At 64.3% G+C, this 14,031-nt stretch carries 14 protein-coding genes; 10 read left to right on the top strand and 4 right to left on the bottom strand.

The window, feature by feature from the left end; genetic code table 11:
* Window positions 1–124: 124 nt before the first annotated feature.
* Complete coding sequence (locus tag ACOQFP_RS10885) at window positions 125–886, top strand: CoA transferase subunit A (RefSeq protein ID WP_421584326.1); 762 nt, start codon at window positions 125–127, stop codon at window positions 884–886.
* Window positions 883–1,524, top strand: coding sequence for a 3-oxoacid CoA-transferase subunit B (locus ACOQFP_RS10880; protein WP_421584325.1), 642 nt, complete (start codon window positions 883–885; stop codon window positions 1,522–1,524). Before ACOQFP_RS10885 ends, ACOQFP_RS10880 begins: the two co-directional genes overlap by 4 nt.
* 52 nt (window positions 1,525–1,576) lie before the next feature.
* Here ACOQFP_RS10880 and ACOQFP_RS10875 read toward each other — a convergent pair whose 3' ends face one another.
* Complete coding sequence (locus ACOQFP_RS10875; protein ID WP_421584324.1) at window positions 1,577–2,425, bottom strand: aldo/keto reductase; 849 nt, start codon at window positions 2,423–2,425, stop codon at window positions 1,577–1,579.
* Between the two features lie 54 nt (window positions 2,426–2,479).
* Here ACOQFP_RS10875 and ACOQFP_RS10870 point away from each other — a divergent pair, with 54 nt between their 5' ends.
* From ACOQFP_RS10870 to ACOQFP_RS10860, 3 genes are all read left to right on the top strand, one after another.
* Window positions 2,480–4,153 carry a phospholipase D family protein gene (locus ACOQFP_RS10870; protein WP_421584323.1) on the top strand — a complete coding sequence of 558 codons (1,674 nt, stop codon included), beginning with the start codon at window positions 2,480–2,482 and terminating at the stop codon, window positions 4,151–4,153.
* Between the two features lie 174 nt (window positions 4,154–4,327).
* Window positions 4,328–5,347 (top strand): M4 family metallopeptidase, encoded by a 1,020-nt coding sequence (locus tag ACOQFP_RS10865; RefSeq protein WP_421584322.1) that lies wholly within the window; start codon window positions 4,328–4,330, stop codon window positions 5,345–5,347.
* A gap of 10 nt (window positions 5,348–5,357) precedes the next feature.
* The gene (locus ACOQFP_RS10860) at window positions 5,358–5,639 is read left to right on the top strand and encodes a protealysin inhibitor emfourin (protein WP_206490814.1); all 282 of its coding nucleotides are present in this window, start codon (window positions 5,358–5,360) and stop codon (window positions 5,637–5,639) included.
* Window positions 5,640–5,725: 86 nt separating this feature from the next.
* Here the strand turns inward: ACOQFP_RS10860 and ACOQFP_RS10855 are convergent, their stop codons facing one another.
* Together ACOQFP_RS10855 and ACOQFP_RS10850 are read right to left on the bottom strand one after the other, a co-directional pair.
* Window positions 5,726–7,216: a flavin-containing monooxygenase gene (locus ACOQFP_RS10855; RefSeq protein WP_421584321.1), complete on the bottom strand. Its 1,491-nt coding sequence runs from the start codon at window positions 7,214–7,216 to the stop codon at window positions 5,726–5,728.
* A gap of 29 nt (window positions 7,217–7,245) precedes the next feature.
* Window positions 7,246–8,112 (bottom strand): SDR family oxidoreductase, encoded by an 867-nt coding sequence (locus ACOQFP_RS10850; protein ID WP_206490816.1) that lies wholly within the window; start codon window positions 8,110–8,112, stop codon window positions 7,246–7,248.
* Between the two features lie 73 nt (window positions 8,113–8,185).
* Between ACOQFP_RS10850 and ACOQFP_RS10845 the strand changes: the two genes are divergently transcribed.
* Window positions 8,186–8,830, top strand: a complete 645-nt coding sequence (locus ACOQFP_RS10845; protein ID WP_341244320.1) for a TetR/AcrR family transcriptional regulator — start codon at window positions 8,186–8,188, stop codon at window positions 8,828–8,830.
* 18 nt (window positions 8,831–8,848) lie between these two features.
* Here the strand turns inward: ACOQFP_RS10845 and ACOQFP_RS10840 are convergent, their stop codons facing one another.
* Window positions 8,849–9,850 (bottom strand): EamA family transporter, encoded by a 1,002-nt coding sequence (locus ACOQFP_RS10840; RefSeq protein ID WP_421584320.1) that lies wholly within the window; start codon window positions 9,848–9,850, stop codon window positions 8,849–8,851.
* A 39-nt stretch (window positions 9,851–9,889) separates the two neighbouring features.
* On the opposite strand from ACOQFP_RS10840, the gene ACOQFP_RS10835 reads away from it, so the two are divergent.
* The 4 genes from ACOQFP_RS10835 to ACOQFP_RS10820 all read left to right on the top strand — a co-directional run bounded on the left by ACOQFP_RS10835 (window position 9,890) and on the right by ACOQFP_RS10820 (window position 14,028).
* Window positions 9,890–10,426 carry a CGNR zinc finger domain-containing protein gene (locus tag ACOQFP_RS10835; RefSeq protein ID WP_206490819.1) on the top strand — a complete coding sequence of 179 codons (537 nt, stop codon included), beginning with the start codon at window positions 9,890–9,892 and terminating at the stop codon, window positions 10,424–10,426.
* Between the two features lie 199 nt (window positions 10,427–10,625).
* On the top strand, window positions 10,626–11,747 hold the full coding sequence (locus ACOQFP_RS10830) for an ABC transporter ATP-binding protein (RefSeq protein WP_421584319.1): 1,122 nt from the start codon (window positions 10,626–10,628) through the stop codon (window positions 11,745–11,747).
* Between the two features lie 35 nt (window positions 11,748–11,782).
* Window positions 11,783–13,159: an ABC transporter substrate-binding protein gene (locus tag ACOQFP_RS10825; RefSeq protein WP_421584318.1), complete on the top strand. Its 1,377-nt coding sequence runs from the start codon at window positions 11,783–11,785 to the stop codon at window positions 13,157–13,159.
* Entirely contained in the window at window positions 13,156–14,028 is an 873-nt protein-coding gene (locus ACOQFP_RS10820) for a metallophosphoesterase (protein WP_341244317.1), read from the top strand. The genes ACOQFP_RS10825 and ACOQFP_RS10820 overlap by 4 nt, the downstream gene beginning before the upstream one ends.
* The last annotated feature ends 3 nt before the right edge of the window (window positions 14,029–14,031 follow it).

Raw genomic sequence — 14,031 nt, 5'->3', positions numbered from 1 at the left:
ACTGAGTGGACGCATGGTCCGAGAATGTTCGACGAACGAGCAGTTTCGGGCAAAACTCCCGATATAACAGCTGGTCAGGTTCACTAGAGACATTGTTTGCTCAACGAACACGTCAGGAGCTCCAGTGACACGCAAGACCTACGCGTCCGCCGCCGAGGCGGTTGCGGACATCGGCCGAGGGGCGACCATCGCGGTCGGCGGCTTCGGGCTGTGCGGCATCCCGGACGCCCTCATCGAGGCCATCGCAGACACCGACGCCGACGAACTCGAAGTGTTCTCCAACAACTGCGGAGTCGACGGCTACGGACTCGGAATTCTGCTGACGGCCGGCCGTATTCGTCGCGTCACCGCCTCCTACGTCGGGGAGAACAAGGAGTTCGCCCGGCAGTACCTCGCCGGCGAACTCGAAGTAGAACTCACTCCGCAGGGCACCCTCGCCGAACGCCTACGCGCAGGCGGCACCGGAATTCCCGCATTCTTCACCCCCGCCGGGGTCGGCAGTCCGATCGCCGACGGCGGAATGCCGTGGCGGTACAACACAGACGGCTCGGTCTCGATTGCATCGCCTCCCAAAGAAACTCGCGTGTTCGGCAACAAGCGCTATGTTCTCGAGGAATCGATCAACGCGGACTTTGCACTGGTTCACGCCGAAACAGCAGACACCGCGGGCAACCTCGTGTTCGACAAAACCGCGATGAACTTCAACCCTCTCGCCGCCATGGCAGGCAAGATCACCATCGCGCAGGTCGAGAACCTCGTAGAGCCCGGCGAGATCGACCCGGCACAGGTACACCTCCCGGGAGTGTTCGTCCAACGCATCGTGCACACCGGGCCACAGGACAAACGCATCGAAAAGCGCACCGTCAGTTCAGGAGTTCGAGCATGAAAGCAGGATGGACCCGCGACCAGATGGCCGAACGCGCCGCAGCGGAGATGGTCGACGGAGAATACGTCAATCTCGGGATCGGCCTGCCGACGTTGATCCCGGGGTACCTGACCGACAAGGTCGAAGTCACCTTGCACTCGGAGAACGGCATCCTCGGCACCGGGCCGTACCCGGCCGAGGACGCCGTCGACGCCAATCTGATCAACGCAGGTAAGGAGACGGTCACCGTCAATCCCGGTGCCGCGTATTTCGATTCGTCACTGAGCTTCGGGATGATTCGCGGCGGACACATCGACACAGCGGTACTCGGCGGCATGCAGGTCTCGCGCAACGGCGACCTCGCCAACTGGATGGTGCCGGGCAAGATGGTCAAGGGCATGGGCGGTGCGATGGACCTCGTCCACGGCGCTCGGCGTGTCATCGTCGTGATGGAGCACACCGACCGCGCCGGCAACCCGAAAATTCTCGACTCGTGCACGCTGCCACTGACGGGGCAAGGCGTCGTCGATCGCATCATCACCGACCTCGCGGTCATCGACGTGGTCGGCGACGGGTCTCTGGCCCTTGCCGAGCTCGCACCTGGCGTCACGACAGAGCAGGTGCTCGCCGCAACCGGATCCGCGCTGACCTTGCCATGACGTGGCTGTGGGCTCGAACGTCCGATGACGTTCGAGCCCACAGTGTTACGTGCTAGTCCGGGATCATGTCGAAAGTATCGGGATTGGGCCCGTTTCGACCTGCTTCTCCCTTGTCCAATGCGGTGATCGCGTCGACATCGGCGGCGCTGAGCTCGAAGTCGAAGATATCGAAGTTCGCCTTGACCCGCTCCGGCGTCACCGACTTCGGGAAGATGATGTTTCCGCGCTGGATATGCCAGCGCAGAACCACCTGAGCTGTGGATTTTCCTGTTTCCTCGGCGATCCGTTTCAACTCGGGGTCGTCGAGAACGTTGCCCTGCGCAATGGGCGACCACGCCTCGGTGGGGATGGCATGTTCGCGGCCGTAAGCCCAGGCGTCACCGTTGACGAAGTAGGGATGTACCTCGATCTGGTTGACGGCGGGAACCGTCTCGGTCTCCTGTGCCAGCCGGTCGAGGTGCGCGGGCTGGAAGTTCGAGACGCCGATGCTTCGCGCTCGGCCGTCAGCGGCGAACTCCTCCAACACTTTCCACGTGGAGACGAAGTCGCCGTCGTAGCGGGTGGGCAACGGCCAGTGGATGAGAAACAGATCCACATGATCGGTGCCGAGATCGCTGAGAGTCTTGTCGAAAGCCTTGCGTGCGTCATCGGGCCGGTGAAAGCCGTTGTTGAGCTTGCTGGTGACGAACACCGAGTCTCGGTCGATGCCCGAGTTCCGGATGCCTTCGCCGACCTGCTTCTCGTTCCCGTACATCTCGGCCGTGTCGATGTGGCGGTAGCCGATCTCGAGGGCGGACTCCACTGCCTTGGCCGTCTCGTCGGGATCGATCTGAAACACGCCGAAGCCGAGCTGCGGAATCAGCTTGCCGTTTCTGAGCGTGACGTTGGGTACCTGAGTCATGTGGCTCGGGTGCCCGCCCTGTCGCTGCTTCAAACCGGATGGAATGATGCGGAAGTGATAGTGCAGCGCATCCGGCTCGTCGTCGACGGTATCGCCGAACGCTTCGGCCGATCCACCTCAGCCCTGATCGCTCCCGCGCGGGAGTTCGATCCGGGGCACCCATGGTTCCTCACGGCGACCGAACGGGGCAACGACGACACCCGAATCGCACCCTGGACCGAAGGCAACCGCGTCGAGAATCTCGTGCACGGCAAGACGTACTTCGCGGCGCTCGCCCGTGCCCTGGAAGAGGCCGAACGCGGTGATCTGGTGTTCTTCGCCGACTGGCGCGGAGACCCGGAGCAGCTGCTCACCGACGACGGGGTGTCCGTGGAGGACGCACTCACCGCAGTTGCCCACCGCGGCGGCGTCGTGAAGGGAATGGTGTGGCGCTCGCACATGGAGACGCTCGGCTACACCGGCCCGAAGAACCGCAAGCTCGCGCTGCGCCTCGAGGAAGCCGGCGGCGAGATGATCCTCGACCAACGTGTGCTGACACTCGGAAGCCACCACCAGAAGTTCGTCGTCGTCCGGTATCGACGGCCCGAGGCATCGGACGTTGCGTTCGTCGGTGGTATCGATCTCGCCCGTGCCCGACGCGATGATGGAAACCACTTCGGCGATCCGGTGTCGCGGCCCTTTCCACCCGAGTACGGCGAGATCCCGGCCTGGCACGACGTGCAGGTGCAACTGGAGGGGCCGTCGGTACGAGATGTGGAAGACGTGTTTCGCGAACGCTGGGAGGACCCGTCCGCGCTGTCACGCCTGCCGTGGCACGCGATCCCCGACTTCGTGCGCGGAGTGACGCGTGAGCCCTCGGAGCTGCCACCGGTGTCGGATCCCCCGGAACCGGTCGGGACCTGCTCGGTGCAGTTGCTGCGCACGTATCCACGGCGACGCCCCGCCTACCCTTTCGCGACGAAGGGCGAGCGCAGCGCCGCCCGGGCGTATGCGAAGGCCCTCGATCGGGCGAGCGAGCTGATCTACATCGAGGATCAGTACCTGTGGTCGGTCGACGTCGCTCGAGTGTTCGCGGCGGCGCTGCGGCGCAAACCGAACCTGAAACTGGTAGTGGTGGTGCCCAAACATCTCGACGACGACAGCCCGATCACCATTCCCTCTGCGCTGCTGGGACATTCGGCTGCGCTCGAGGTCATCCGCGCTGCCGGCGGCGACCGAGTGTTGGTACTCGATATCGAAAACGACCGGGGCATACCGGTATACGTACACGCCAAGGTCTGCATCATCGACGACGTGTGGACCGCAGTGGGTTCGGACAACTTCAATCGCCGCTCCTGGACTCACGATTCGGAGTTGACGGCGGCGATCATCGACGACACCCGTGATACGCGCGAGCCACTCGATCCCGCCGGGTTGGGCGACGGTGCCCGCGTCCACGCCCGGAACCTGCGCTTGGAGCTGGCCCGCGAACATCTCGGCCGCGCCGACGGCGACGACGCCGACCTGGTGGATCCGCAGCAGTTCTTCGACGTGATCTCCGCCAGCACCACCGCACTCGACAACTGGCACCGAAACCCCTCGTCGGGGCCACGTCCGGCAGGACGGCTTCGACTACACGAGATCTCGGTGCCGCCGGTGTGGCAACAACGACTCGCAGCACTCGCGTACCGGCTGTTCGTCGACCCCGACGGCCGCCCCATCGGAATGCGCCTGCGTCGTCGATTCTGACGCCCACTCGACGCCGGCCCCACCGACCATGCCGACGCGGTGATCGGCAGGGCGGGAGTTCAGCGGCCTGTCGGTCCCCTCGGGCACACTGGGTGCACGCCAACTCGTAGGGGGTCATGTATGCCGTCAGTGTCCGGTTCCGATTCGTTCCGCCCATTCCACTTCCATCCGGTCGTGCCACCGTTTCTCCTCGAGCGGCTGCAGGGAGCAGGGGCCCGTGCCACGCTGCTGGCCGATCGCGAGATGCGCGCCGGACGTGAGGTGGTGCAGGCCCGCACGGCCATCGCCCCGAGTACCGACGGCACACTCGAACGCACGATCTCGGACGCGAAGTCCACCCGTGACCTACCGGGCCAGCAGGTTCGGTCCGAGGGCGAGGACCCCACCGGCGATGCCGCCACCGATGAGGCGTACGACGGTCTTGGCGCGACGTATGCGTTCTTCGAGGAGGTCTACGGTTACTCGAGTCTCGACGGCAGTGGCCTGCCGCTCGATGCGACGGTGCACTACGGCCAGGACTACGACAACGCGTTCTGGGACGGCTCACGCATGGTGTTCGGCGACGGGGACGGCGAGGTGTTCGGTCGATTCACCGTCTCGGTCGGCGTCATCGCGCACGAGCTCGCCCATGGTTTCACGCAGTACACCAGTCCGCTCGAGTACAAGGATCAATCAGGTGCACTGAACGAGTCCGTCTCCGACGTGTTCGGCGCACTCGTCGAGCAATACACCAAGAAGCAGAACGCCGAGGACGCATCGTGGCTGATCGGCGAGGGCCTGTTCCTCCCCGCCGTCCAGGGCAAGGCCCTGCGATCGTTGCTCGAGCCCGGTACCGCCTATGACGACGATGTACTCGGCAAGGACCCGCAGCCGGCGAGTATGGACGACTTCGTCGTCACCACCGAGGACGACGGTGGCGTGCACATCAATTCGGGTATCCCCAATCGTGCGTTCGCCGTCGCCGCCACCACGTTGGGTGGTCCGGCATGGGATCGAGTCGGTCAGGTCTGGTTCGACACGATGACCCTCGGTGGGCTCGCCCCCACGGTGAACTTCTCGGGTTTCGCGGCCGCGACACTCAGGGCAGCGAACAAGCGGTTCGGGTCCGGTTCCGACGTTGTCAGGGCGGTGGCCACGGGGTGGTCTACCGTGGGAGTCGAGACATCAGGGAAGTCGAGCGACGATCGGGTGTGATCCACAGCAGATGAGTCTGCGCATCGAGGTACTGCGAACCGGCGGCGTCGCGGGCATGTCCAAGCGCGGGATCGTCGAGACCGACGCGCCCGAGTGGCAATCGTTGGTCGAGGCAGCGCAGCCGTACCTTGCCGATCAACAAGCCGCCGACGCGGACCGCTCGGATGCTCGCGACACGTTCGTGTGGAAGGTGTCGGTCGGCGAGCAATCATGCCGAGTCGGGGACTCGGCACTGACCGGACCTCTGCGCGATCTCGCGGAGCGCACGCTCCGCGAGGGTCGCATCCGGTAGGTCACTGCACTATTGCCACGCCGGGACCGGCCACGCCGAAGTCCCTGCTGTACAAGGACTCACCGAGCTGACGGGCGTAATTCCCGTCAGGATCCGATCGAGACCTTCGAGCGGGGTCGCCCGAATTTCATGGCACCGTCCACGAGCTTGCCGTAGCGCAGCACCGGCAGATCCCGGAAGTAGTTCATCCGCAGCTTCCACGGGGTTTCGCTCCCCTGCTTGGGGAAGTTGTCCACCGCGCGCAGCACGTAGCCGGCAGCGAAGTCGAGGAACGGTTCCTCACCGACGGAGGGGTCGCGCTCGAGTTCGACGGTGCTGTACCCGTTGTCGTCCATGTGCGCGAGCAGTCGCATGACGTAGTTGGAGACCATGTCTGCCTTGAGCGTCCACGACGCGTTGGTATAGCCGACGACGAAGGCGAAGTTCGGAATCCCGGTGAGCATCATGCCCTTGTAGGCCATGGTGCTGGGCAGGTCGATGTCTTTGCCGTCCACTCGGAACTGGGCACCACCGAGGGCGGAGAGGTTCAATCCCGTTGCGGTGACGACGATATCGGCGTCGAGCTGCTGTCCGGACTTCAATTTCAGTCCGGTCTCGGTGAAGGTGTCGATGTGATCGGTGACGATCGAGACCTGATCCTTGCGGATGGCGCGGAACAGATCGTTGTCCGGCACCAGACACAGCCGCTGATCCCACGGGTTGTAGGACGGAGTGAAATGGGTGTCGAGGTCGTACCCCTTCGGCAGCCAGCCCTCCTGCAATTTGCGGATTCGCTTCTTCATGAATTCCGGATACTTCTGACTCAGCGAGTAGATCAGCATCGCCATCGACACGTTCTTCAGACGAGTGACGCTGTACGCCAACTTCTTCGGCAGCCGACGACGCAGCGTCTGCGCAATCGGATCCTTCGAGGGAAGCGAGAGGATGTAGCTGGGCGATCGCTGTAGCAGGGTGACGTGCTCGGCGTCCTGGGCGAGATTGGGTGCCAGGGTGATCGCCGTGGCACCGCTGCCGATGACGACGATCTTCTTGCCCGCGTAGTCCAGGTCCTCGGGCCAGTGCTGCGGGTGGATCACCTGACCGCCGAAGTTCTCCTGGCCGGCGAATTCGGGGGTGAAGCCCTTGTCGTAGTTGTAGTAGCCACTGCAGGAGAACACGAAAGACGCAGTGATGGTGACCGTTTCATCGGTGTCGGTGCGCTGCGCGGTCACCGTCCAGAATTGCTGCTCGCTGGACCATTCGAGTGCGACGACCTTGTGATGGAACCGAATATGCTTGTCGACCCCCGCTTCTCGGGCCGTCTCGACGATGTACTCGCGGATATCGGTGCCGTCGGCGATGGACTTGTCGCCCATCCACGGCTTGAAGCTGTATCCGAGGGTGTACATGTCCGAGTCGGAGCGAATGCCGGGGTAGCGGAACAGATCCCACGTTCCGCCGATCGCGCCACGGCTTTCGAGGATCGTGTAGGTCTTGCCGGGCAGGTCGTGCCCGAGATGGCGCGCAGCACCGATCCCGGACAGTCCCGCACCGATGATGAGGACATCGACCTCGGGGGAAGGCAGTACGGCAGTCATGTCGGCAACGATTCCTTCGGTGTGGTGGATCAGGTGGTCTTGTTGCGGGCGCTTTCGGATCTACCCAGGCTCGCTACTTCTTCGTCCATCTTCGGCAGGATCGTCGGAACGTGCGCGAGCATGGCGCGATCGCCGACCCGTGAGGTGATGACTGCCTTGAACCAGGAGGCTGCGCCCACCCACCGCGGCACGTAGACGCGGCGTTTGCGCTTGGCCAGGCCGTCGACGAACGCGTCGACGCATTGCTGGACGGTCATCGTCTTGCCGAGCGGGCCGGGTAGGACCGCGAGCAGATCCTGGAAAGCCGTGAGATCCGATTTGGCATCCTGCACCATCGGAGTGTCGATCCACGCCATGTGCGCAGACCCGACGTCGACACCCCGGTAGTCGACCTCCAGGCGAAGCGCATTCGCGAAATGCTCGGCCGCGGCCTTGCTGGCGTTGTATGCCGCCAAGCCGGGGCATGGGGTGAACGCGGCGAGCGAGGACACCACGAGTATGTAGCCGTGTCGTTCGATCAGCGACGGCAGTGCAGCTCGAACCGTGTTGAACACGCCCATCACGTTGATGTCCATGACGCGCTGAAACGACGCCGGGTCCACCTGCATGATCGACCCGTAACTGGCAATTCCCGCGTTGGCGAGCACCAGATCGATGCCCCCGTACGCCGCGATCCCACCGTCGACGGCACGTTGCATATCGTCCAGATTCCGGACGTCGGCGACGAACGCGGTCGCCTTCAGTTGGGTCTCGAGCTCACGCAGTGGAGCTTCGTCGACGTCGACGAGGACCAGCTGTGCGCCTCGACTCGCGAGCGCCCGCGCCGTCTCGGCCCCGATCCCCCGGGCCGCGCCGGTGATCAGCACAACCTTGTTTCGCAGCGTCGACGCCGCCATGGTGTCCCCCTCGATAGGAATTCATGCCTGCGAACACTTTGCATCTGATACCGAGCGGTGTCAAGATCTTCCTGTGACTACAGATCACAGTGAACTCGGCCGCACCTACCGCGGCGCGCCCCCGCAACAGCGGCAGCAAGAACGCCGCACACGGCTGCTCGACGCCGCCGTCGAGGTGTTCGGCACCTCCGGCTACCGGACGGCAACCGTGGAGAAGGTGTGTATCCAGGCAGGACTCACCAAGCGCTATTTCTACGAGTCCTTCAGCAACAGCGAAGATCTCCTGATGGCCACCTACTCCCGGGCCACCGACGACATGCGCGAGAACATCCTGGCCGGCGCAGCCGCCGACACCGACTCCAGTGAGCAGGTGCTCCGGGGAGCCCTGACGGGCTTTTTCACGTTCGTCGCCGAGCACCCGAAATCGGCCCGCATCGCCTTCGTCGAGATCCTGGGCGTCTCTCCCGTCGTCGACGCGTTGTACCGCAAGACCACCGCCTCGTTCTCCGCGACTCTGCTCGAGGTCGCCGAGACCGTCGGTTCCAGCAGGGGCCTCGCCGGGCCGAACCGTCGAACACTCGCGATGGGGCTGGTGGGGGCGGTACTGACGATCGCCCAACAGTGGCTGCTCTCGCCCGAGCCCGAACCACTCGACTCCGTCATCGCCAGCGCCCACACGATTCTGGCCGCGGTGGTCTTCGGCCGCGTCGACGGCTGAGCCGCGATCGGAGACCGCTCAGGTTCTGCCCTGCAGCGGCTCCATCGGAGCGTCCGCGGCCGAGCGTTCGCCGGATTTCACGACGATGACACCCAGCAGAATCAGTGCGCCTCCGGCGAGTTGGACCGGAGCCGGTGCCTGACCAAGCAGCAGCCACGCAAACACCAGCGCTGCAACAACTTCCATCAACCCCATGAACGACGCCAGCCTCGACCCGAGGCGTCGGCCCGCGGCAATACCGAGGACGTAGGCGAGCGCGGCCGTTACCACCCCGAGCCCGACGATGGGAACCCACCACGGCACTACAGCATCGACGAAAGTGACGTCGGTGAGCGGGGCCTCGAACGGCACGATGCCGACCAGTCCGGCGAGCAGCAAGATGAGCCCACCCGCAAGCAATCCGCCGCCTGCGAGCACGATCGGGGGAAGTCCGTTGCTCTCGTCTGCGGACAACACCCAGTACACGGCCGCTCCGGCCATCGCTCCGAGTGCCCACAGCACGCCGAGGGTGTCGATATCGGCACCGGAAACCAGGTCGAGTACGAGCACCAGACCCATCGCGGCCAACAGCGCGCCGACCACGGTCAGGCCGCCCGGACGCTGGTGATGACGAAACCACATCCATCCGATCACGGCGACAGGCGAGGTGAACTCGATGAGCAGCGCCACCCCCACTTCCATGCGTCCGACTGCATTGAAGAATGCGAGCTGGCACCCGGCCACGGCGAACGCGCCGTACGCGGCGAGCAACTTCCAGTTCTGACGCAGCAGAGCCCAGCGTCCCCGCAGAGCCAGGATCGACGGAATCGACAACACCGCTGCGGCGAGCAGGATCCGCGCGGTCACCGCGGCACCGGCCGTCCACCCTGCGTCGAGCAGCCCTTTGGCCAACGAGCCCGCGAGTCCGAACGAGGCGGCCGAGAGCAGAGCGAAACTGAGCCCCGACAGTCGCCGCGAGCGTGCCGCAGCGTCGTGGTTGGACGCAAGATTCTGGTTTGCGTCATGAGTGTAGGCCGTCATGACATGTGACAGTAGAGAACGACTTGGTAAGGTGTCAATATGCTTTTTGCTCATGACGCGGAACTGTCACTCCTGTCCGCCGTGGCACTGGTCAATTCCGCGGAGGACCCCGACACGTTGACCACACGCGAGGAGCTGGCCGAGTTCATTTCCGAGCAGGGCTACTCGGGCCGGTTCGACGGAGACGATGCCGAACTCGACGCCGTGCGAGCCCTACGGCCGACCCTGCGGGCGTTGCTCACCAGCAGCCGCGAGGATGCGGTAGTCGAGGTCAACCGGTTACTGGCAGAGTCCTCGGCACTGCCGCGACTGGTGCGACACGGAGATCTCGACTGGCACGTTCATGCGGTGGCGGACGACAGTCCGCTGGCGACGCGGATCATCGTCGAGACCGCCATGGCCATGATCGACGTCATCCGCGCAGACGAACTCTCCCGCCTCGACGTGTGCGCCGATCCGGAGTGCAACGGCCTCGTCCTCGACCTCTCGCGCAATCGTTCTCGGCGATTCTGCAGCACCACCTGCGGCAACCGTGCGGCCGTTGCCGCGTACCGCGCACGCAAAGCGCAGGTATGACAGGGCCGATACGGACCCCGCGGAAGGTTCTCGCTTTCTCACCGCATCAATCGTTCGACTGCAAAACCCTATCGATGCAGTTCAGTCGGTGTTCCAACCCCCGGTGACGCCGTCACCGCAGCACCGAGTTCACCTCGAATACACCACCGGGTGGTGGCATGTCGTCATCGATGTCGACAGCACCATGTGAGGGGTTTCGGTGGGCCGCATACAACTCCAGTCCGTGTCCAAGAAGTTCGGTGCAGCCTACGCACTGGAGCAGGTGGACCTCGATATCGCCGACGGCGAGTTCCTGGTCCTCCTCGGGCCGAGCGGCTGCGGAAAGTCTACTCTGCTGCGCCTGGTCGCTGGGCTGGCCGAGCCGTCCAGCGGCCGAATCCTGCTCGACGGCAAAGACATCACCGCCGCACCGCCGCGTGAGCGAGACCTCGCCATGGTGTTTCAGAGCTACGCGCTCTATCCGCACCTGAGTGTCGCCAAGAACATCGGCTTCCCGCTTCGATCGCGTAAGTTCTCGCGACAGCACATCGCCGACGCCGTCGCGACTGCCGCCGCGGCCCTCGACCTGAGCGAGCTCCTCTCCCGCCGCCCCGCCGAACTCTCCGGTGGACAGAGGCAGCGAGTTGCTCTGGCCCGGGCCATGGTTCGAGATCCGGGCGCATTCCTGATGGACGAACCTCTGTCCAATCTCGACGCGAAACTGCGTAGCGCCACGCGTACCGAGTTGATCGATGTGCATCGACGAATCGGCACGACCTTCCTGTACGTCACGCACGATCAGGTCGAGGCGATGACGATGGCGACGCGAATCGCGCTGATGGACAACGGCCGTATCGAACAGGTCGGCACACCGGCCGAGCTCTACGACACACCGAGGTCGGTCTTCGTGGCCGGATTCCTCGGTGCCCCGCCGATGAATCTCTTCGACGCCACCGTCACAGCCCATCGCGGTGAACTCCATGCCATCGCACCGGGGGTGAACATTGCGCTGGGTATCGAGGCGAAGGCCCACACCGATCACCCGGTCACCATCGGCATTCGGCCGGAGAAGCTGCACATTGCGGACACACACGCACCGGTGACCGGGGACGTCACCGCGGTCGAGAATCTCGGCAGCGAGGAGCTGATCCACATTCATACCGGCGTGAACACGTTGTGTATCAGAGCATCTCGACCGTCCACCGCTCGCGTCGGCGCTCCGATCGGAGCTCGGGTCGCGCCTGTGGACGTGCACCTGTTCGACCCCGAGACCGGACGCCGCCTGACCTGGGTACCGCAGGACGCACCCGCACGCACCGGCGAACCCCTCTTCGTCGCATGACCGACCATCCCTCTGAATCGAACGGAGTACCGACAATGAAACGCATTCTCACCGGATCGGGAGCACTGGCAGTGAGCGCGCTCCTGTTGACAGCCTGCGGAGGACTCGGCACCACGTCGGCCTCGAGCCCGACGGCCGGGTCGACCTCGATTCCCGAACTCGCCCCGGACCAACCGGTGTCGATAGTGTTCGAGAGCTACAACTACGGATTGGCCGGTGCCTGGACCGATACGTTCGACACCCTCATCGCCGAGTTCGAGCGCGAGCACCCGAACATCACCGTCACCGCGCAGAAGCCTCAGGGCAACAGCCCCAATCCCGCGACGGACACGGTGTCGAGTATCCAGAGCCAGATGGTCGCCGGGGCAGCACCGGATGTGGCACAGCTCGGCTTCAGTGACCTCGATTTCACCATTCATCAGCTGGGGGCGAAATCGCTCGACGATCTCGTCGGCAAGGACGAGGTGCAACGCAACTTCGACGGCGCATCGCACCCCTACGCCGCCACCGCTCGAACACTCGCCGACTGGGACGGCACGACATACGGAGTGCCGTTCGTCTTTTCGACTCCCGTCTTCTACTACAACGCCAGCTTGTTCGAGCAGGCCGGCCTCGATCCGGCGAAGCCGCCCACCACCTGGGACGAGGTGGCATCGGCGGCATCGGCCATCGCGTCGAAGACCGGGAAAGGTGGGGTGTACCTGGACTGCCTCACCAAGTCGGCCAAAGACTGGTGCTTCCAGAGCCTGGTTCGATCCAACGGAGGCAGAGTTATCTCGCAGGACCGGTCGACGCTCGAGTTCGACGCTGCCCCCGCCGTCGAAGCTGTCACCATGGCCCGCAGGCTCGTCGACTCCGGCGCGACTCCGAAGCTCAACCAGAAACAGGGTTACGAGGCCTTCGCACGCGGCGACATGGGAATGATCCTCGAAACCAGCGCAATTCAGGGAAAGTTCATCGAGGGCGCGCAGGGCAAGTGGGACCTGCGAGCCACCACGATGCCGGCGTTCGGCTCGAACCCCGTGGTACCGACCAACTCCGGCGCATCGCTGTTCACGTTCGCTTCCGATCCAGCGAAGCAGCGCGCATCATGGGAGCTGATCAAGTTCCTCACCAGCGAGGATTCCTACACCGCGATCTCGAAGGGAATCGGATACCTGCCACTGCGTACCGGACTGGTCGACGACCCCGACGGGCTCGAACAGTGGGCCGAGTCGAGCCCGTTGATCGGCCCCAATCTGACGCAGTTGGCCACGATGGAACCGTGGGTCTCGATGCCTGGCAACGACTATCTGCAAATTCGGGACGGCATGATGGACGCCGTCGAATCGGCCGTGTACCAGGGCGCGGACCCGGCGGGCACGTTGACCGCCGCTCAGCAGCAGGCGACAACGCTCCTTCCGGCATCGTGAACACGGCACGAGTGGAGCCTGCATTCACGCTGGTGCAGCTGACCGATACGCATCTGCGAGCCGAAGGAGAACTGGTCCACGGCAGCGTCGACACCTATGCCAATCTGACCCGCGTTCTCGATCAGCTGATGGCGTCGGGTCAGCGCGTGGACGCCATGGTCTTCTCCGGTGACGTGGCCGATGACGGAGACCCCGCCGCATACCGTCGGCTGCGCGAACTGGTCGAGCCGGTGGCCAGGTCTCTCGGTGCGGCAACGATCTACGCGATGGGAAATCACGACGAGCGGACGGCATTCGGTCGAGAGCTCCTGGGCGAGAACGCGGTCTCGGATCCGGATCGCACGTTCGACTCCGTCCATGTCGTCGACGGTGTCCGCATCGTAGTTCTCGACAGCTCCACACCGGGCAGGCACGACGGCCGAATCGAGCCTCATCAACTACGCTGGCTTGCAGCGGAATTGACGGTTCCATCTCCCCGAGGTTCGATCCTGGTACTGCATCACCCACCCATTTCGTCGCCGGTGGTGACGGTGAATCACCTACGACTGCAGAATCCTGCAGATCTCGAGGAGGCGATCGCCGGTTCGGATGTCCGCATGATCGTCTGCGGCCATTCCCACCACACCGGGGCCGGGTCCATCGGCGGTGTTCCGGTGTGGGTCGGACCAGCGATGTCGTACCGGGTCGATGCCGCTCCACCGGCCGGACGGCACCGAGGCCTCAGCGGATTCGGCTTCACCCGAATCGATCTCCTCGAATCGGGCTGTACCGCAACTGCAGTCGATGCGACACCGTCGGCAACTGTCTACGACCGGTCTCAGCAGTCGATGCTGGAGAAACTGGCGGATCTCGAACGCCGGGCCGGGTGACCG

Origin of the sequence: Rhodococcus sp. MALMAid1271 (assembly GCF_049195265.1) — a bacterium.
Taxonomy (GTDB): domain Bacteria; phylum Actinomycetota; class Actinomycetes; order Mycobacteriales; family Mycobacteriaceae; genus Rhodococcoides.
The sequence above is the reverse complement of the archived record's forward strand: the minus strand, read 5'-3'. Positions and strand labels throughout refer to the sequence as shown.

Coding starts and splice junctions, on each gene's coding strand:
- ACOQFP_RS10880 (WP_421584325.1), top strand. CDS start 883: ATGAAAGCAGGATGGACCCGCGACCAGATGGCCGAACGCGCCGCAGCG.
- ACOQFP_RS10875 (WP_421584324.1), bottom strand. CDS start 2,425: ATGACTCAGGTACCCAACGTCACGCTCAGAAACGGCAAGCTGATTCCG.
- ACOQFP_RS10855 (WP_421584321.1), bottom strand. CDS start 7,216: ATGACTGCCGTACTGCCTTCCCCCGAGGTCGATGTCCTCATCATCGGT.
- ACOQFP_RS10835 (WP_206490819.1), top strand. CDS start 9,890: ATGCTTTTTGCTCATGACGCGGAACTGTCACTCCTGTCCGCCGTGGCA.
- ACOQFP_RS10860 (WP_206490814.1), top strand. CDS start 5,358: ATGAGTCTGCGCATCGAGGTACTGCGAACCGGCGGCGTCGCGGGCATG.
- ACOQFP_RS10840 (WP_421584320.1), bottom strand. CDS start 9,850: ATGACGGCCTACACTCATGACGCAAACCAGAATCTTGCGTCCAACCAC.
- ACOQFP_RS10825 (WP_421584318.1), top strand. CDS start 11,783: ATGAAACGCATTCTCACCGGATCGGGAGCACTGGCAGTGAGCGCGCTC.
- ACOQFP_RS10850 (WP_206490816.1), bottom strand. CDS start 8,112: ATGGCGGCGTCGACGCTGCGAAACAAGGTTGTGCTGATCACCGGCGCG.